Origin of the sequence: Massilia haematophila (genome assembly GCF_042647645.1) — a bacterium.
In the GTDB taxonomy this organism is placed as follows: Bacteria; Pseudomonadota; Gammaproteobacteria; order Burkholderiales; family Burkholderiaceae_D; genus Telluria; species Telluria haematophila.
Window position 1 is genome coordinate 728,876 of sequence record NZ_JBHRVV010000001.1, and the last position, 17,577, is coordinate 746,452.

14 protein-coding genes are annotated in these 17,577 nt (G+C 67.7%); 8 read left to right on the forward strand and 6 right to left on the reverse strand.

Features of this window, described 5'->3' with window-relative positions:
• Window positions 1–9: 9 nt before the first annotated feature.
• From ACFOPH_RS03370 to ACFOPH_RS03380, 3 genes are all read right to left on the reverse strand, one after another.
• Entirely contained in the window at window positions 10–2,277 is a 2,268-nt protein-coding gene (locus ACFOPH_RS03370; protein ID WP_379733531.1) for an ATP-dependent DNA helicase, read from the reverse strand.
• On the reverse strand, window positions 2,274–3,920 hold the full coding sequence (locus ACFOPH_RS03375; RefSeq protein ID WP_379733533.1) for a VRR-NUC domain-containing protein: 1,647 nt from the start codon (window positions 3,918–3,920) through the stop codon (window positions 2,274–2,276). Before ACFOPH_RS03375 ends, ACFOPH_RS03370 begins: the two co-directional genes overlap by 4 nt.
• 102 nt (window positions 3,921–4,022) lie before the next feature.
• Window positions 4,023–4,739, reverse strand: coding sequence for a hypothetical protein (locus tag ACFOPH_RS03380; RefSeq protein WP_379733535.1), 717 nt, complete (start codon window positions 4,737–4,739; stop codon window positions 4,023–4,025).
• Between the two features lie 146 nt (window positions 4,740–4,885).
• On the opposite strand from ACFOPH_RS03380, the gene ACFOPH_RS03385 reads away from it, so the two are divergent.
• The 4 genes from ACFOPH_RS03385 (at window position 4,886) to ACFOPH_RS03400 (ending at window position 11,371) form a co-directional block, all read left to right on the forward strand.
• Window positions 4,886–5,731, forward strand: coding sequence for a M15 family metallopeptidase (locus ACFOPH_RS03385; RefSeq protein WP_379733537.1), 846 nt, complete (start codon window positions 4,886–4,888; stop codon window positions 5,729–5,731).
• Between the two features lie 101 nt (window positions 5,732–5,832).
• Complete coding sequence (gene tssM, locus ACFOPH_RS03390) at window positions 5,833–9,609, forward strand: type VI secretion system membrane subunit TssM (protein ID WP_379733539.1); 3,777 nt, start codon at window positions 5,833–5,835, stop codon at window positions 9,607–9,609.
• Entirely contained in the window at window positions 9,606–10,574 is a 969-nt protein-coding gene (gene tagF, locus ACFOPH_RS03395; RefSeq protein ID WP_312548282.1) for a type VI secretion system-associated protein TagF, read from the forward strand. The genes tssM and tagF overlap by 4 nt, the downstream gene beginning before the upstream one ends.
• Window positions 10,571–11,371 carry an OmpA family protein gene (locus ACFOPH_RS03400; protein WP_379733541.1) on the forward strand — a complete coding sequence of 267 codons (801 nt, stop codon included), beginning with the start codon at window positions 10,571–10,573 and terminating at the stop codon, window positions 11,369–11,371. The genes tagF and ACFOPH_RS03400 overlap by 4 nt, the downstream gene beginning before the upstream one ends.
• A 63-nt stretch (window positions 11,372–11,434) precedes the next feature.
• Here the strand turns inward: ACFOPH_RS03400 and icmH are convergent, their stop codons facing one another.
• From icmH to tssJ, 3 genes are read right to left on the reverse strand one after another with little or no spacing between them, the layout of a single operon-like run.
• Window positions 11,435–12,199, reverse strand: a complete 765-nt coding sequence (gene icmH, locus ACFOPH_RS03405; protein WP_312548283.1) for a type IVB secretion system protein IcmH/DotU — start codon at window positions 12,197–12,199, stop codon at window positions 11,435–11,437.
• Entirely contained in the window at window positions 12,196–13,542 is a 1,347-nt protein-coding gene (gene tssK / locus ACFOPH_RS03410) for a type VI secretion system baseplate subunit TssK (RefSeq protein WP_379733544.1), read from the reverse strand. Before tssK ends, icmH begins: the two co-directional genes overlap by 4 nt.
• A 60-nt stretch (window positions 13,543–13,602) precedes the next feature.
• On the reverse strand, window positions 13,603–14,160 hold the full coding sequence (tssJ, locus tag ACFOPH_RS03415) for a type VI secretion system lipoprotein TssJ (RefSeq protein WP_312548286.1): 558 nt from the start codon (window positions 14,158–14,160) through the stop codon (window positions 13,603–13,605).
• Between the two features lie 200 nt (window positions 14,161–14,360).
• On the opposite strand from tssJ, the gene ACFOPH_RS03420 reads away from it, so the two are divergent.
• The 4 genes from ACFOPH_RS03420 to ACFOPH_RS03435 are packed head-to-tail and all read left to right on the forward strand — an operon-like array spanning window position 14,361 to window position 17,505.
• Window positions 14,361–14,936, forward strand: a complete 576-nt coding sequence (locus tag ACFOPH_RS03420; protein ID WP_312548287.1) for a tetratricopeptide repeat protein — start codon at window positions 14,361–14,363, stop codon at window positions 14,934–14,936.
• 51 nt (window positions 14,937–14,987) lie between these two features.
• A complete protein-coding gene (gene tssB / locus ACFOPH_RS03425) occupies window positions 14,988–15,488 on the forward strand; it encodes a type VI secretion system contractile sheath small subunit (protein WP_312548288.1) in 501 nt (166 codons plus the stop codon).
• Window positions 15,489–16,979 carry a type VI secretion system contractile sheath large subunit gene (gene tssC, locus ACFOPH_RS03430; protein WP_312548289.1) on the forward strand — a complete coding sequence of 497 codons (1,491 nt, stop codon included), beginning with the start codon at window positions 15,489–15,491 and terminating at the stop codon, window positions 16,977–16,979.
• A gap of 34 nt (window positions 16,980–17,013) precedes the next feature.
• Window positions 17,014–17,505 (forward strand): Hcp family type VI secretion system effector, encoded by a 492-nt coding sequence (locus ACFOPH_RS03435; RefSeq protein WP_312548290.1) that lies wholly within the window; start codon window positions 17,014–17,016, stop codon window positions 17,503–17,505.
• Window positions 17,506–17,577: the final 72 nt, after the last annotated feature.

Sequence of the window (17,577 nt, forward strand, 5' to 3'; positions counted from 1 at the left end):
AGGGTGCGGTCACTGCTGCCACCAGCGCGGCAGCAGCGCGCGCACGTCAGGCGTATCGAAGCGGTCGTCGATCAGGTAGACCACGCCCTGGTCCTGCTCGGTGCGGATCACGCGCCCGGCCGCCTGCACCACCTTTTGCAGGCCGGGATACAGGTAGGTGTAGTCGTAGCCGGCGCCGAACATGGCCTGCATGCGCGCGCGCAGCTGCTCGTTGACCGGGTTCAGCTGGGGCAGGCCGAGGGTGGCGACAAAGGCGCCGATCAGGCGCGCGCCCGGCAGGTCGACGCCTTCGCCGAAGGCGCCGCCCAGCACCGCGAAGCCGATGCCGCGCCCATTCGGCTCGAAGCGGTCGAGGAATGCGGCGCGTTCGCGCTCGCTCATGCGCCGCTCCTGGCGCCAGACCGGCACCTCGGGGTGCTGCCGGGCGAACAGGTCGGCGGCCTGCGCCAGGTAATCGAAGCTGCTGAAGAAGGCCAGGTAGTTGCCGGGCTGGCGCGCATACTGGTCCGCCATCAGCCGGGCGATCGGCGCCAGCGAAGCCGCGCGGTGCTGGTAGCGCGTCGAGATATCGGCGGCTATCGTTACCTGCAGCTGGCCGGCGGTGAACGGCGATTCGACGTCGACCCAGCCGGTGTCTGGCGGCAGCCCGAGCAGGTCGGCAAAATAATGCCAGGGACTGAGCGTGGCCGAGAACAGCGTCACCGAATGCGCGTCGTCGAAACGGGACTTCAGGAAAGGCGCGGGCACCACGTTGCGGATGCTGAGCGTGGTGTCCTTGCCTTGATCCTGACGCGCGACGTCGCACAGCGAATGCTCGCCGAAGGATTCGGCCAGGCGCCCGAAGGCCAGGGCGTCGAACAGGAACTCCTGCAGCGCCGGGTCGAGCGGCACGGCCTGCTCGGCGAGGTGGTCGTTGATCGCGCTGGTCGCGCCCTGCAGCGCGCTCAGGAATTTTTCCGGCGGCGCCGGCAGGACCTGGTAGGGGTGGGGCGCGTGCGCGTCGATCTCGCCCCAGGCGCGGGCCAGCTTGGTGAGCGTCTTCTTGACCGGCGCCGGCGCGGCGGCGCGGGCCAGGCGCAGGGCCGCGCGGTCGATCCGGCTCGAGTACATCGCGCGGGCGCGCGCCACCATGTTGTGCGCCTCGTCGACCAGCACGCTGGCGCGCCAGCCGTTGGCCTGGGCCAGGGCGTACAGCATGGCGCCGCCGTCGAAATAATAATTGTAGTCGCCGACCACGACGTCGCTCCAGCGCGCCATCTCGCTGCCCAGGTAATACGGGCAGACATCGTGCGCCAGGCCGACTGCGCGCAGCGCCGCGCGGTCCAGCACCGGCACGTCCAGCGCGGCGGCGCGCGCGGCCGGCAGGCGGTCGTAGAAGCCCTTCGCCAGCGGGCAGGAGGTGCCCTGGCAGGCCTTGTCCGGATGCTCGCAGGCCTTGTCGCGCGCGGCCAGTTCCAGCACCCGCAGCGGTAGGGAAGGGCTGGCGCCGCGGATGGTGGCGGCAGCGTCGAGCGCGAGCTGGCGGCCCGGTGTCTTCGCGGCCAGGAAGAAGATCTTGTCGATGCGCTGGTTCGGTGCGGCTTTCAGCACCGGGAACAGGCTGCCGACGGTCTTGCCGATGCCGGTCGGCGCCTGCGCCAGCAGGCAGCGCCCGGCGCTGTTGGCCTTGAAGACGGTCTCGGCGAGCTGGCGCTGGCCGGGACGGAAGGCCGCATGGGGAAAGGGCAGCGCGGCCAGGGCGGCGTCGCGCGCCTCGCGGTGGCGCAGCTCCTGTTCGGCCCAGGCGATGAAGCGGCCGCACTGCTCCTCGAACAGCGCGCGCAATTCGGGCGCACTGCGGGTCTCGCGCAACACGGTTTCGTGGCCGCTGCCGATCTCGTAGTAGACCAGGGCCAGGTTGACCTGCTCGAGCCCGAGCTCGGCGCACAGCAGGTGGCCGTAGACGCGCAGCTGCGCCCAGTGCAGGTGGCGGTGATTGTCCGGCATCGATGCCAGCTGGCCGCGGTAGGTTTTGATCTCTTCCAGCAGGTTCTCGCGCGCGTCGTAGCCGTCGGCGCGGCCGCGCACATGCAGGGCCCCGTGGTCGCCGGACAGCGAGACTTCGGTGCGGTAGCCGTCGCCGCGGCGCGCCGTCACCACCGCATGCCCGGCGATGCCTTCCTGGGCGGTCGGCGAGGGCGTGAAGCGCAGGTCGAGGTCGCCCTGCTTGGCGGTGAACTCGCACAGGGCGCGCACGGCAACCGTGTATCTCGTGCTGGAATCCGCGGGCTCGCTCAAGCCGCCTGCTCCCACTGCAGGTAGCAGACCGACACCGGCATCCCGTGGGTGGCGCAGTAGTCGATCCAGCGCAGCTGGTTGTCCTGCAGGCGGTCGCCCGGTCCCTTCACCTCGATCATGTGGTAGCGCTTTTCATCCGGCCAGAACTGGATCAGGTCGGGGAAGCCGGTGCGGTTTTCCTTGACGTCGGCCAGGATGCGTTCGCACCACTTCTTCAGGTGGGCGGCCGGGATGCAGTCCAGCGCCAGTTCGATCAGGCCGGCGTCGAGGTAGTCCCAGGCCACGAAGGGCGAGGCGATGCCGGCCTTCTCGACGAAGTGGGCCATGACGGTGGCGCGGTAGCGGCCGTCGTCGAGCTGGGCCAGGCAATCGGCGAATTCAGCGGCGCGGCGCTGGGCGAAGTCGGGACTGTACAGGTCGGCCGGACCGCGATGGAAGGGGTGGAAGAATGCCCCCGGGATGGCGGCGAACACCGCGCGCCAGCACAAGAGTCCAAACAAGGCATTCGCCAGCATGTTCTCGACGTAGAAGACGGGCGCGCCCTCATCGGCCAGGTATTCGCGCACCACACCTTCGACCCACCAGTCGCCCTGGGGCATCGGCAGGCAGACGTCGATCCGGACCGGCTCGATGCGGCGCGCGATGGTCTTCGGATGGCCGAGGCGGCGCGCCAGGCGCGGCCCGATGCGCAGCAGGTGCTGGCGCTCGGCGTCGCTTTCCGGCGCCGCCTGGGCAACGCCCAGAAGCTCCCAGGCTTCGAGATAGCGTTCGGCCTTTTCCAGCACCCGGATCGCACGGCCGCGCGCGCCCGGGAAGCGGCAGCGCGCATACAGCGCGTGGGCCCGGTCCCAGTCCTTCTGCTTCTCGTAGTGCTGGCCGATCTGGAACAGCAGCTTCTCGCGCCGGCTCTCCAGCCAGTCGTTGTGGAAGGCATGCTCGGGCAGGTCGCGCACGATGTCGTCGGCCGGCTCGATGCCTTCGGCAAAGCGTTCCTTGCAGGCGTGCAGGAGCAGGTAGTGGTCGATGTCGGCGCGGTCGCGGAAACCGCGCGAGGCGTTTGAAAACTCGACCTGCTCGTAGCGGAACAGGCCGAGGTCGGACAGCACGAACTCGGTCCAGTCCTGGCGCAGGTTGCCGAAGAAGATCAGGCGCAGGCGGTCGCACAGCGGCTTGACGTGGATGCGCAGGGCGAGGTCGTCGCAATCGCGGTACCAGGCGGAGAACGTCCGCTCCTCGCCGAAGCTTTCGCGCAGGGCCGCGAGCTGCTCGGCCTTGCGCGCGGATTTATGCTGCAGGTGGGCGCCGAAGGCGGCGGCGATCTCGGGCTTGGAGAGCAGATCGAACAGCTCGTCGAGCGAGACGACGGGGTCATGCTCGACCCAGCCGGTGCCGAGCAGCTGCCGCGCTGCTTCGACCGGACAGCCGATTTCGGCGTAGCGCAGCTTGGACGCGCGAAACAGCGTGCCCTTGCGCATGACCATGCGCACGAAAAGGGCGCGCGCCGGCTGCGGCAGCGCCGGAAAGGCTGCGATGAAAGTCCGTTCCTCGTCAGTCAGCAGGTCGTCGTAGCGCTGGCCGATCCAGTCCAGGACGCCCTGGAAGTTGTCCAGGTAATAAAACTCGTTTTCCAGAACCCTGTTCATTGCGAGATGCGACACTGTGCTTATGTACAGTATAGCGCCGCAGCGCGCAATCGGCCCAGCAGTTTCGGCCGCGCAGGAGCGCGGCCGTGGTTTTTTGCCACATCAGCGCTTGGCCGGCGCCGGGCACTTCGCGCCTGTGCATGGCGGCGCCTGCTCGCGTTCGCTACGGTGGCGCTCGGACTGGGCGATGATGGCGGAGATCAGTGCGACGTCGCTGTCGACCGCGGAATCGGCAGCCTTACCCGGCGTCGCCTTGCGCCTGGGCGCATCGGCGGGGCGGGGCGCCTTCGCCGCGTTTTCGGCCTTGGCGGCTTTCTCGGCCCTGGTGGCTTTGTCCGCCTTGGCGGTTTTCTCGGGCGTGCGCGTCTTGTCCGCATTGTCCGTCTTCTCCGGTGTCTTGATGGCAGGCGCCGGCTGCGGCGCTGCTGGCGCTGCTTTCTTCGGCGCCTCTGGCGGAGCCCCTGGCGCTGGCGGCCTGGCTGTGCTGGCCTCATCGGGCGGCAGCATCACCAGCGGCGGCGGGTTGGCCGGCCGATCCTGGGGCTGGGGTTGATCGACGATGACGGCGGCCTGCGGCGCTTCGGACAGCTGTAGCGGCGCGGACTCGGGCGGCGGCGCGGGCGCGGCCGCCGGCGCCGTGTTCTCGTCGACGCGCTCGACTTGCGCCTGGAGGGTCGTCGCGGTGGTGTGGTTGTCGTAGGCGAGCCAGGCGACCACGCCCACGAGGATGCCGGTGAACGCGGCGGCCGCGCAATACCAGGCCAGGCGCGGGCTCGAGATGCGTCCGCCGGCACGGCGGGCCGAATCGCGCTCCAGCATTGCAAGAATGTTTTCCTCTCCGGCTGCACGGCGCGACGACATCAGGTTCGGTCGCGTCGAGGCTGCTTGATTTTCGTCTGTAGGCCGCACGGCATTACTCCTAAGATTGCGTTTTCAGTCCGATTAGAAACAATCTGGGGAAAGCCATGCTGATCTTTCTCGCGTTTCTGTACTTTTGCGTCGCCTGCACTGCGATCTGGCTGGCGATCTTTCCGACTGGCAGGGCAATGCTGGGCCAGCTCGTGTTCAACCTGCGCAGCCGCCTGCGCCTGGGACGCCAGGCGGCAGGCTGGCGCGCCGGGCGCCCGTCCCGGCCGGCGGCGCTGGGACACGACCTGGCGGCGCTCGGCAGGAAGGTGCTGAAGTTGGCGCGGCGCAACTGGATCGTGCTGGCCATCGGCGTGCCGGTGGTGGCGATCCCTTCCTTGCTGGCCCTGGTGATGCGTTCGCCCGACATGCTGCCCGACTACCAGCCGGTCGAGGCCTTGCCCGACGCCCAGATCGCCGCACTGCTGCAGGGCGAGCAGCTGGTGCCGCCGGTGGCGCCGCCGCCCCTGGCCTTCAGCACCCAGGAAGTGGTGCTGGTGCGGCCGATGCTGGTCAATGCCAGCCGCAACTGGGGCCTGATGCATCCGGACTTCAGCCAGCGCCTGCTGCTGGCATTCAAGATCATGAAGGAAAAGCACGGCTACGAGATGGCCTTGCTCGAGGGTTACCGCAGCCCGGCGCGCCAGGACCAGCTGGCGCAGATGGGCGGCGCCGTCACCAATGCGCGCGCCTTCCAGAGCTGGCACCAGTACGGCCTGGCGGCCGACTGTGCATTCTGGCGCGACGGCAAGCTGGTGATTTCGGAGAAGGATCCCTGGGCCATGCGCGGTTACCAGCTCTACGGCGAAGTGGCCGAGCAGCTCGGCCTGACCTGGGGCGGACGCTGGAAGATGATGGACCTGGGACATACCGAACTGCGCCTGCGCGGAGTGATGCGCCGCTAGCACAGTGGCCGCTGGAGCTTGAGACGTGTCAACTTTTGCCACCGGGAATGGTGCGAGCATTGCCTGTCTGACTCATTTCCCAACTCACACACGCTCCCGCCATGGCCCGTCTCTGGAAGTTCCTCACCGACAGCCGCGTGCTCGTCGTGATCGGCATCACCGCACTGCTCGGTTTCCTCTTGCTGGGCGCCGAGACCTTCGAAATCGGCCTGATCTGGTCGCTGATCGCGGCGCTGGCGCTCTTGGCCCTGTGGGGCTTGTACTGGGGCGCGCGGCGCCTGTGGCGAAAGCGCCTTGCCCAACGCCTGACGGCCAGCCTGGCGGCCGGCGCCGACAAGGACGCGCAGGGCGACGGTCCCAGGAGCGAAGTCGCGGTGTTGCGCAAGAACATGCTGGAGGCGATCACGACCATCAAGACCTCGAAACTCGGTCTGACCCGCGGCGCCGAGGCCTTGTACGAGCTGCCCTGGTACATGATCATCGGTAACCCGGCGGCGGGCAAGAGCAGCGCCATCGCCCACTCCGGCCTGACCTTCCCGATCCCGGGCAGCAAGGCGGTCCAGGGCGTGGGCGGGACCCGCAACTGCGACTGGTTCTTCACCACCGACGGCATCCTGCTCGACACCGCCGGCCGCTATTCGGTGCAGGACGGCGACCGCGCCGAGTGGTTCAGCTTCCTCGACCTGCTGAAGAAGCACCGGCGGCGCGCGCCGATCAACGGCATCATCATCGCGGTCAGCGTGGCCGAGCTGACCGCGGGGCCGGCCAGCAGCACGATGGAGCTGGCCAAGAGCCTGCGCACCCGGGTGCAGGAACTGACCGAACGCCTCGGCGTCTATGCGCCGGTGTACGTCGTCTTCACCAAGGCCGACCTGATCGCCGGCTTCTCCGACTTCTTCCACGACAGCGAGCGCGCCGAGCGCGACCGCATCTGGGGCGCGACGCTGCGCTACAACCGGCGCAGCACGCCGCAGGACGTGCTGGCCTTTTTCGACCAGCACTTCGACGAGCTGCACGACGGCCTGAAGGAGATGAGCCTGGCCAACATGGCGGGCAACCGCAGCGCGCAGATGCGGCCCGGCGTGTTCACCTTCCCGCTCGAATTCGCCGCGATCAGGACCCCGCTGCGTGCTTTTCTGTCGACCCTGTTCGAGGAAAACACCTACCAGTTCAAGCCAGTGTTCCGCGGCTTTTACTTCACCAGCGCGCTGCAGGAAGGCGCGGTGCAGGACCTGGCCTCGAAGCGCGTGGCCAGCCGCTTCGACCTCGAACTGCGCGACGCATGTGGACAAGGCGGGGCCGGCGAGAACGACGGGGCCGGGGAGGACGGCGGCTACTTCCTGCTCGACCTGTTCAGGAAGGTCATTTTCGCCGACCGCGAGCTGGTCAAGCGCTACACCAACCCGGCCAGCGCGCGCCTGAAGTACGCCGCGTTCTTCGCCGCGACGATCGCGCTCGGCGCCGCGCTCGGCGGCTGGAGCTGGTCCTACATGGGCAACCTGCAGCTGGTCGCCAACGTCCAGGCCGACCTCGACAAGGTGATGCGCATGCAGGACAAGCGCATCGACCTGCAGTCGCGCCTGGAGGCGCTCGACATCCTGCAGGACCGCATCGCCCAGCTCGACAAGTACAAGGAAGACCAGCCCCTGGCCCTGTCCTTCGGGCTGTACCAGGGCGAGAAGCTCGAGCGCAAGCTGCGCGACGAGTACTTCGCCGGGGTGCGCGCGGTGATGGTCGAGCCGGTCGCCGCCGCCCTGGAGACCATGCTGGCCGAGGTGAACGCGAATGCCGCCGCGCTCGATCCGAATGCGGATGCGGCGCCGGCCGCCTCGACCGTGCGTCCGGGCCAGCCCTACCAGGACGTCTCGCCGACGAATGTCGCCGATGCCTATAACGCGCTGAAGACCTACCTGATGCTGGGCGATAAAAGCCACGCCGAGCCGGGCCACCTGAACGACCAATTGACGCGCTACTGGCGCACCTGGCTGGAAGCGAACCGCGGCGCGATGCCGCGCGAGCAGATGATCCGCAGCGCCGAGCGCCTGCTGAGCTTTCACCTGGCGCAGATCAACGACCAGGCCTGGCCGCAGGTGACGCTGAAGCTTGGCTTGCTGGACGGCGTGCGCGAGAACCTGCGGCGCGTGGTGCGCGGTACGCCGGCGCGCGAACGCGTCTACGCCGACATCAAGACCCGCGCCGCTACCCGCTTCCCGGCGGTGACGGTGGCGCGCATCGTCGGCGATCAGGACCAAGGCCTGCTCGCGGGCAGCCATGCGGTCAGCGGCGCCTTCACCCGCGACGCCTGGGATAAATACGTGCAGGGCGCAATCCGCGATGCCTCGAACCGCGAGCTGCAAAGCACCGACTGGGTCCTGAAGACCGTCGCCAAGGACGACCTGACGCTGGAAGGCAGCCCCGAACAGATCCAGAAGACCCTGGTCGACATGTACAAGGCCGAGTACGCGAAAGAATGGGGCAAGTTCGTACAGGGCGTGACGGTGACCGACCTGAAGGGCTTCGAGGCCAGCGTGCAGGCCATGAACCGCCTGGGCGACCCGCAGAACTCGCCGCTGGCGCGCCTGCTCAAGACCATCTACGACGAGACCTCCTGGGACAACCCGGGCGCCGCACGGATCAACCTGGGCAAGACCGAACGCGGCATGCTGGCCTGGTTCAAGGAAGTGGTGCTGCGCCGCGCGCCGTCGGATGCGCGCAGCCTGGCCGATGCGGTCGGGCCGTTGGCGGCAGGCGCAAATGGCTTGACTGGCGCGATGGGCCCGATCGGGCGCGAGTTCGCCGGCGTGGCGCGCCTGGTCGGACCGCGCGAGAAGGAAGCATCGCTGATGAGCGGCTACCTCGATGCGCTGTCGCGCCTGCGCACCCGCCTGAACCAGTTGAAGAACCAGGGCGACCCCGGTCCCGGCGCCAAGCAGTTCATGCAGCAGACGCTGGAAGGCAGCGGCTCGGAGCTGGCCGACGCGCTCAAGTACGTCGACGAGCAGATGCTGACCGGGATGACCGAACCGCAGAAGGCGGCCCTGCGCCCGCTGCTGGTGCGCCCGCTGGTGCAGACCTTTGCGATGGTCGTGCAGCCGTCCGAGTCGGAGATCAACAAGACCTGGCAGGCCCAGGTGGTCGAGCCCTTCCAGAAGACCCTGGCCGACAAGTACCCGTTCGCGCCCGGCAGCAAGATCGAAGCCACCGGCGCCGAGATCGGCCAGGTGTTCGGCCCGGAAGGGGCGGTCGCCAAGTTCGTCAACACGGCGATGGGGCCGCTGGTGGTGCGGCGCGGCGACGCGCTCTCGCCGCGCACCTGGGCCGACATCGGCATCACGCTGGCGCCGCAGGCGGTGCAGGCATTCCCGGGCTGGGTCGCGCCGCTATCGAGCAACGGCGTCGCGACCGCGACCTCGGCGGGGCCGCAAACGGTGTTCCAGCTGCTGGCCACGCCGGCGCCCGGGACGCTTGAGTACACCATCGAGATCGACGGCCAGCAGCTGCGCTACCGGAACACGCCGCCGGTCTGGACCAACATGGTCCATCCGGGGCCGCAGGGCATGTCGGGCGCGCGGATTGCCGCCGTCACCTTCGACGGCCGCACCGTGGAACTGTTCAACGAGCCCGGGCAGTTCGGACTGAAGCGTATGATCGAAGCGGCGGCGAAGAAGAAGAAGAAGGACGGCGGCATCCACGAGCTGCGCTGGAGCGCGGGCAGCGTGACGGTCGCGGTCGACCTGAAGATCACCAGCAGCGCCGAGTCCGGCGCCAGCAGCGGGACGGCGAGCAGCCAGGGCTTTCGCGGCATGCGCCTGCCGCTGACCATCGTCGGCCAGCCCGCCGAGACGCCGGCCATGGCCGCCACCGGAGGTGCCCAATGATGCGCCTGGCGCAACTGGACCGGATCGGCTACTTCGGCAAGATCCCGGCGCGCAGCGACTTCGTGAAGGTGGCGTACGACGCGCCGGCGATGGGGATGCTCGACGACTGGCTGGCGGCCGTGATGCAGCGCCTGCCTTCGAGTGCGCGCTGGAAGATCGACTACGACGCGATGGCGCCGGTGAGCTTCGTCTTTGCCGGGCCGGCGCGCAAACTCGCGGTGGCCGGCCACCTGATTGCCAGCCATGACGCCCCGGGCCGGCGCTTCCCCTTCCTGATGATGCGCACGCTCGACGTGGCCGATCCGCCGGCCTTTGTCTCGCGCTGCCCGCTGGCCTTCGCGCCGCTCTGGGCCTTCCTGGAGACGATGGCGCCGCGCGTGGTGGCCGATGCGGACCCGGCGCCGCACCTGCAGGAAATCAGCGAAGCGGCCGTGACGCTCGGCGAAACCGACGACGCGCTGGCTGGCTTCCTGGCCACGGGCACCATCAGTTCGCTCTCGCGCCTGCTTGGCGACCTCGAGGCCAGCCGCATCGTGCTCGCGCTCGGGCTGCTGCTGCAGCCGGTCATGCACAGCAAGCCGACCCAGGTCGACAAGAGCCTGGTGCTACCGTTGCCCGAGGACGAGGCCTTGCGCGCGCCGGTCGCGGCGTTCTGGCTGGAGCTGGTGGCGCCCTTCGTGCGCCGCACGGGCTTCGACCTGGCGCTGTTCTTCACCCTCCAGGAGGGCCGTGCGGTGCTGGTGATCGGCTTTTGCGGCGCCGCCGCCCAGACCCTGCGCGGCATCATCGACCCGCTGGTAGCCATCGAGCAGCAGGTGCGTTTCGACGACACCGGCTGGATCGACGAGCAGCTTGGGCTGGACGTCGACGTGCGCGCCCTGGCCAGCTACCTCGACCAGCCGCAGCTGCCCCTGAAGCTTGCGCGCGAGCTGTTCATCAAGACTTTCATCGGAGGCGCAGCGTGAACAAACCCCTTTCCGCAATTGCGGCCCTGCTGGTCGCTGGCGCCGTCCAGGCCCAGGCGCCGGCGCCGGTGCCAGTGCCAGTGCATGCGCCGGCCGCCACGCCCGGCGCGCCGATCGTGGTCGCCGGCACGGTCGCCGACGAAGCCAGCAAGGCGGCCCTGCTGGGACGCCTGCGCGCGGTCTACGGTGTCGATCGCGTGGTCGACCAGCTGTCGGTCGGCACGGTCAGCACTCCGGCCAACTGGAACGACTACGTGGGCCGCCTGATCGGCCCCAACCTGAAACTGATCAGCCGCGGCCAGCTGAAAGTCGACGGCAACAACGTCAGCCTGCGCGGCGACGTCGCCAGCGAAGCACAGCGCCAGCAGATCGCCGGCGACATCGCCGCCAGCCTGAACCCGACCTATACCGTCAACAACGGCCTGCGCGTGGCGGCCTCGGAGCAGGGCGTGCTCGACGCGGCGCTGGCCAACCGCATCATCGAGTTCGAGTCGGGCAAGGCGGCGCTCACGCCATCAGGCATGGCGATCCTCGACCAGATGAGCGAAGCGCTGAAAAAACTCAACGGCATCAAGGTCGAGGTCATCGGCCACACCGACAACGCCGGCTCGCGCGCCGGCAACCTGTCGCTGAGCCAGGCGCGTGCCGAAGCCGTGAAGACCTACGTGACCGGGCGCGGCATCCATCCGGACTCGATCGCGGTGTCGGGCGAAGGACCGGACCGGCCGGTGGCGGATAACCGTACAACCGAGGGCCGCGCGCGCAATCGTCGCATCGAGTTCAAGGTTGTCCAGTAAGCGTCCTCAACGTCCAAAAAAATCGCCGCCGGCAGCAATGCCGGCGGCGATGTCGTTTCTGGCTTAGGGCAGGGTAATCGTCACGTTCGCCGCGCGCGGCGGCAGCTTCACCAGGTCGTTGTAGGCGGCCAGCGTGCTCTCGGTGTCGTGCGAGAGCTTGGCGCGAAAACCCACAAAGGCGGTCAGGCCGGCGAGGGCGAACACGGCCGACAGCACCCACAGCGACAGGTCGCTGCGCAGGGTGTTGGTGATCTGGTCGGGGCGCTCGGCGTGGGGCGCGAAGCCGCGGTTCTTGCCGCGCATGCGGGCGATCTCGTCGCCCAGGCGCGCCACCAGGTAGTTCAGCTTGTCCTGGCCGTCGAGCGCGTAGCGGCCCTGGAAGCCGAGCAGCAGGCACATGTGGAAGACCTCGAGCGCCTGCAGGTGCACGCTGCCCTTGGCGCGCAGGTCCTCGAGCCGGTGGAAGAAGTGTTCGCCGGCCAGCTGGTCGCCGAACACGCGCAGCTGCAGCGGGCGCGTTTCCCAGGCTTCGCGCACTTCGTAGTTCGAGCGCAGGATGATCTCGTCGACCGCCGAGCAGAAGGCGTACTTGGCGGCGGTGACATCCTCGGCGGCGACGCCGAGCGCCCTGGCGTTGCGGTCGACGTCGCCCAGGAAGGCGGTCATGTGGTCGGCGAACGCGGTCTTGTCGTGCGGGCCGCAGCCGTTCTTCAGCAGGAACAGGGCGTAGAAACCTTCGTACATCAGGTCGACCAGGTTCTGCGGGGCGTTGCCGGCGGCGCCGCGGCCGGCCTGGGACGCTGCGCGGCGTTCGACGTGGGCGCTCATGCGACCACCGCGATCAGGTCGAGCTGCAGGTCGCGGATCCCGTTCGGCACATAGATCGAGATCGCCTGGGCCTTGAGCATGTTCTCGTAGAGGGTGCCCTTATTCTCCAGCATGAAGTAATAGGTGTCGGGCCGCACCGGCAGCGCCGCCGGCACCTGGGGCGCGTGCAGCAGGCGCACGCCGGGCATGGCCGAGAGCACGAACCTGTCGACGTCCTGCTGCGCGCCGAGCTTGAAGCGCAGCGGCACGATGTCGATCAGCTGCAGCGCTGGCATGTCGGCCGCTACCGCGAGATACAGCGTGGTCTGGGCGTTGATCTTGCCGGAGTCGAGCGCGCCCAGGTGATAGGACGGACGCTCGTTCGACAGCGGGACCGAGAAGTATTTCGAGGACACGACGGTGTCGAGCAGGTCGCGCAGGATGTCGACCAGGCGCGCGAACGCCGGTCCCGGATCGAGGTGCGAATAGGCCGGCAGGTCTTCCAGCTTGTGGCTGCGCGAATAGGCCATCAGGCCACCCGCCAACGCCAGCAGGTCGCCGAACAGGCGCTCGGGATGCAGCTCGGGATGGTTCAGGTAGTGCGAGAGGGCCGCGTAGCCGGTGCTGGCGGTGTGCAGCAGCCAGAACGAGGACATGTCGCCGCCGCGGATCTCGACCACGTTGCGGCTCGGCTCGCGCATGTGGCCGTACAGGGTGTTGACCTTGGCCAGCAGCTTTTCCATGAGCCGCGCCACCGCGTTGTGCAGGCCGGGCGCGCCCTCGATCGACACGCTCGGCGGGATGAAGCCGGGATCGACCTCGAAGCCGCCGGTCGCGACCCGGCGCAGCCGCACCAGCGGAAAGCTGTCGAAGGCTTCCAGGGCGTCCAGGTCCGACACCAGGCGCACAGTCTTACGCAGGTAGACCACCGGCGCGTCGGCGGCGCGGGTGAACAGATCCTGGGTCTCGCGTTCGTGCTGGACGTAGCGCGCCTCGCCGTGCTCCTCGTCGGGTTCGGCGCAGTTCTCGCCGTGCGGCTTGAGCGCGGGCAGGGCGGCGTGGAAGGTGATGCTCTGGGTGCTCGGCGGCAGCTCGCCCAGGCGCACCTGCAGGGGCAGGGGGTCGAGTTCGGGCGCGCGGTACAGCTCGCCGTCCGGGAACACCAGCGACAGCGCGTCGATGCGCAGCGTGTCGGACTTGAGGGCTTCATGGTCGATGGCCAGGCGCCGCACGCCCCAGCAATACGGGTGCAGGGCGCGCGCGGTCTGGTTCAGGCGCGCCTCGTGGTAGCGGTCCTGCTGCTGGAAATGTTGGGGGCGCAGGAACAACCCTTCGCCCCACAGTAATTTCGATGGCATGGTCACAGCGTACCTCTCGGAAATTGTTCTCGGAAAATGTTGAGCTTGATCGAAAGCCGTACCGGCTTATTGACAGCGCGCAGAGCCGAGCATCTTGACTTCCGGCGTTGTCGGTTTCGCGCCCAGTCCGGCCGACAGCGCGCAGGCGTGCAAGCCGACCGTCAGCCCGGCCTTTTCGGCCTCGGCCGCGGCAAACGTCAGGCGCCAGCGCTGCGGCGCCGGCGAGTGAAAGAGCGCGACGATGCCCACGAAGCCGGCCTCGCGCGCCACCTTCTCGAGCGACTCGTAGCGCTGGCCCGGCACCAGGGTCACGTCCTTGACCTCCACCACGTCGGCGCCGAAGGCTTCCTTTTCCGCGGCCGGGTTGAGGAAGGCGGAATAAGGCGCCGCTTCGAAGGCTGCGTTCTGGCGCAGCTTGTAGACGCGCGCCACCAGGGCCAGCGGCCGGCCCTGGGCGTCGGCGTTGAGCTTGGTCGCGGCATGCAGGCGGACCGGCACGGCGCGCGGCGGCTTTTGCGATTCCGGCAGCTCGGGCGCCTTGCCGGCGATGGCCTGCAGGCCGCTCCCGCATCCGGCCAGCGCCGCGGCCACGACAAGAACGCTCAGGCAGGGAAGGGCTTTCATCGGATTCTTGCCTTTCGTAAATTACGCCAACGCTCATTTAACAGCACTGCCGTGTTCGCTGGCTGAGCCTGCGCAAGCTCTGCACGCGTCATGCGCCAGATCGCCAATCCGGGCAGATACGCGCTGTTGTTGACTGTGCGCAATTCTTCTCGGAACGCTTCCCGAATAATGGCGTCTGGTTTAACGCACTGGAGACCGAGATGATGTTGAAACGTCTGATACCGGCCGTCGCCTGCGCCGCACTGCTCGCGGCCTGCGGCACCACCGGCGGAGGGGCCGGCGCCGCGGCGAAGGTGGCATCCGTTGCCACCACCATGGCCGACGCCGACGCGGCCGTTGCCGCCGGCCAGGCCGACAAGGCCTACACCTTGCTCAAGGGTGCGGCCCAGGCCTTCCCGACCGACAAGACCCCTTGGGTGCGCATGGCGCAGATGCGCTTTGATGCCAAGGATTACGGCGAAGCGATCGTCAATGCGCAGGAAGCGCTGGAACGCGATCCCGACGACACGCTGGCCCACAGCATCGCCGCGGTCAGCGGCCTGCGCGTGACGAGCAAGGCGCTGAACGACCTGACGCGCAAGAACAAGCTCGATGGCGACGTGAAGACGGAAGCGCAGGGCCTGGCCAAGCTGTTGCGGAGCAGCCTGGGCGAGGACGCGCTGGTGCCGACCAAGTCCAAGCCGCCAGCGAGGACACGGTCGTCGGCCTCGACGGCACAGCAGCCACCCGCCAAGAACACCGTATCCTCCAGCGACCCGTTCGGCGACCTCAAGTAAATCCCCGTGGACCGGCACGCGCCGGTCCGTCTTCCCCACCCTGGAGTCGACATGGCAAAAAGTGAAAGCGTGCAGAAACGCCTGCAGAAAGTGCGTGCGCCGCGCGTGCAGATGACCTACGACGTCGAGATCGGCGACGCCATCGAAAACAAGGAGCTGCCCTTCGTGGTCGGCGTGATCGGCGATTTCGGCGCCGACCCGAACGCCGAGAAGAAGCGCATCAAGGACCGCAAGTTCGTCAATGTCGACGCCTCCAACTTCGACGAGGTGCTGGGCGGGATCGCCCCCGCCACCCAGTTCCGCGTCGAGAACCACCTGACGGAAGAGGGCGGGCAGTTCGGCGTGCAGCTGCAGTTCCGCGAGATGGCCGACTTCCGGCCCGAGGCCGTGGTGCAGCAGGTCGCGCCGCTCAAGGGCCTGCTGGACGCGCGCACCAAGCTGGCCGACCTGCGCAACAAGCTGGCCGGCAACGACAAGCTCGACGACATCCTCAGCGAAGTCCTTGGCAATACCGAAAAACTCGACAGCCTGCGCAAGACGGAGGACAAATAAATGGCGGCGATCCTCGAACAGGCAGCCAAACCGGCGCAGGCAGTGGAACTGGACACGTCCCTGCTCGACCAGATCGTCGAGCAAAGCCGCGTGGCCACCTCGAGCAGCGAACACGAGCGCGCACGCGACCTGATCTCGGAACTGGTGACCCAGGTGATGTCGGGCACGATGGTGGTCTCGAACAACCTGTCGGCGATGATCGACGCGCGCCTGGCGGAACTGGACCGCATGATCTCGACCCAGCTCTCGGCCATCATGCACGCGCCCGAGTTCCAGAAGCTCGAGCGCAGCTGGACCGGCCTGCAATACCTGGTCAAGAATTCGTCGACCGGCGCCGGCCTGCAGATCCGCATGCTCAACGCCAGCAAGCGCGAGCTGGTAAAAGACTTCCAGGGCGCGCTCGAATTCGACCAGAGCTCGCTCTTCAAGAAGATCTATGAAGAGGAATTCGGCACCTTCGGCGGCGCGCCCTACGGCGCCCTGATCGGCGACTTCGAGATGAGCCGCCAGCCCGAGGACATGTACTTCCTCGAGCAGATGTCGCACGTGGCCGCCGCCAGCCACGCGCCTTTCATCACGTCAAGCGCGCCGGAACTGTTCGGCATCGACAGCTTCGGCGACCTCGGCAAGCCGCGCGACCTGGCGAAAGTCTTCGACACCGTCGAATACGCGAAGTGGAAGGCGTTCCGCGAATCGGAAGACGCGCGCTACGTCGGCCTGACCCTGCCGCGCTTCCTCGGGCGCCTGCCGTTCAACCCGGTCGACGGCCAGACCACCGAAGGCTTCAACTACGTCGAGGACGTGGACGGCACCGACCACAACAAGTACCTGTGGTGTAACGCCGCCTACGCCTTCGCATCGAAGCTGACGCGCGCCTTCGAGGACTATGGCTGGTGCGCGGCGATCCGTGGCGTGGAAGGCGGCGGCCTGGTCGAGAACCTGCCGACCCACACCTTCAAGACCGACGAAGGCGAGGTGGCGCTGAAGTGCCCGACCGAGGTCGCGATCACCGACCGCCGCGAAAAGGAACTGTCGGACCTGGGCTTCATCTCCCTGGTCCATTGCAAGAACACCTCGTACGCCGCCTTCTTCGGCGCCCAGTCGGCGCAGAAGGCGAAAAAGTACAACAACGAGGCGGCCAACGCCAACGCCATGCTGTCCTCGCAGCTGCAGTACATCTTCGCGGTCTCGCGCATCGCCCACTACATGAAGGCCATGATGCGCGACAAGATCGGCAGCTTCGCCGCCGCATCCAACGTCGAGGATTACCTGAACCGCTGGCTGACCCAGTACGTGCTCCTCGACGACAACGCCAGCCAGGAACAGAAGGCCCAGTTCCCGCTGCGCGAGGCGAGCGTGCAGGTGTCCGAAGTGCCGGGCCGCCCGGGTTGCTACCGCGCGGTGTCCTTCCTGCGCCCGCACTTCCAGCTCGATGAATTGTCCGTTTCGCTCCGACTGGTCGCGGAGTTGCCGCAGTCGACCAAAAGCTGATCCACCATTAACCTGAAAACTGGAGTAAACAAAAATGGCAATTGACGTGTACCTGCAGATCGACGGCATCAAGGGCGAATCGATGGACGACAAGCACAAGGACTGGATCGAGTGCACCTCCGTCACCTGGGGCGTGAAGCAACCCCGCTCGGCCACCGCGTCGACCGGCGGCGGCCACACCGCCGAGCGCTGCGAGCACGAGGAAGTCGTGATCGACAAGCTGGCCGACCTGTCCTCGCCGGTCCTGCTGCAGACCTGCTCGGCCGGCAAGACCATCCCGAAAGCCAAGCTGGAATTCATGCGCGCGGACGGCCAGGGCGAGCGCATCAAGTACTTCGAGATCGAACTGGAGAACGTCCTGATCGGCGCCATCAAGCCGAAGGTCGAGGAAGGCGCGATCATCCAGGAAAAGGTCGGCCTGAAATTCTCGAAGATCAAATGGAAGTACACCCAGCAGAAGGTGACCGGCGGCGCCGGCGGCAACACCTCGGGCGGCTGGGACCTGGCCGCCAACAAGATCGTCTAAGCCCAGGACGACGCAAGCCCCATCGTAGAAGAACCGGCGGACCGTGCGGCGCTGTCGCATGGTCCGCCTTAC

Coding starts and splice junctions, on each gene's coding strand:
- ACFOPH_RS03375 (WP_379733533.1), bottom strand. CDS start 3,920: ATGAACAGGGTTCTGGAAAACGAGTTTTATTACCTGGACAACTTCCAG.
- ACFOPH_RS03380 (WP_379733535.1), bottom strand. CDS start 4,739: ATGCTGGAGCGCGATTCGGCCCGCCGTGCCGGCGGACGCATCTCGAGC.
- ACFOPH_RS03385 (WP_379733537.1), top strand. CDS start 4,886: ATGCTGATCTTTCTCGCGTTTCTGTACTTTTGCGTCGCCTGCACTGCG.
- tssM (WP_379733539.1), top strand. CDS start 5,833: ATGGCCCGTCTCTGGAAGTTCCTCACCGACAGCCGCGTGCTCGTCGTG.
- tagF (WP_312548282.1), top strand. CDS start 9,606: ATGATGCGCCTGGCGCAACTGGACCGGATCGGCTACTTCGGCAAGATC.
- icmH (WP_312548283.1), bottom strand. CDS start 12,199: ATGAGCGCCCACGTCGAACGCCGCGCAGCGTCCCAGGCCGGCCGCGGC.
- tssJ (WP_312548286.1), bottom strand. CDS start 14,160: ATGAAAGCCCTTCCCTGCCTGAGCGTTCTTGTCGTGGCCGCGGCGCTG.
- ACFOPH_RS03420 (WP_312548287.1), top strand. CDS start 14,361: ATGATGTTGAAACGTCTGATACCGGCCGTCGCCTGCGCCGCACTGCTC.
- tssB (WP_312548288.1), top strand. CDS start 14,988: ATGGCAAAAAGTGAAAGCGTGCAGAAACGCCTGCAGAAAGTGCGTGCG.
- tssC (WP_312548289.1), top strand. CDS start 15,489: ATGGCGGCGATCCTCGAACAGGCAGCCAAACCGGCGCAGGCAGTGGAA.
- ACFOPH_RS03435 (WP_312548290.1), top strand. CDS start 17,014: ATGGCAATTGACGTGTACCTGCAGATCGACGGCATCAAGGGCGAATCG.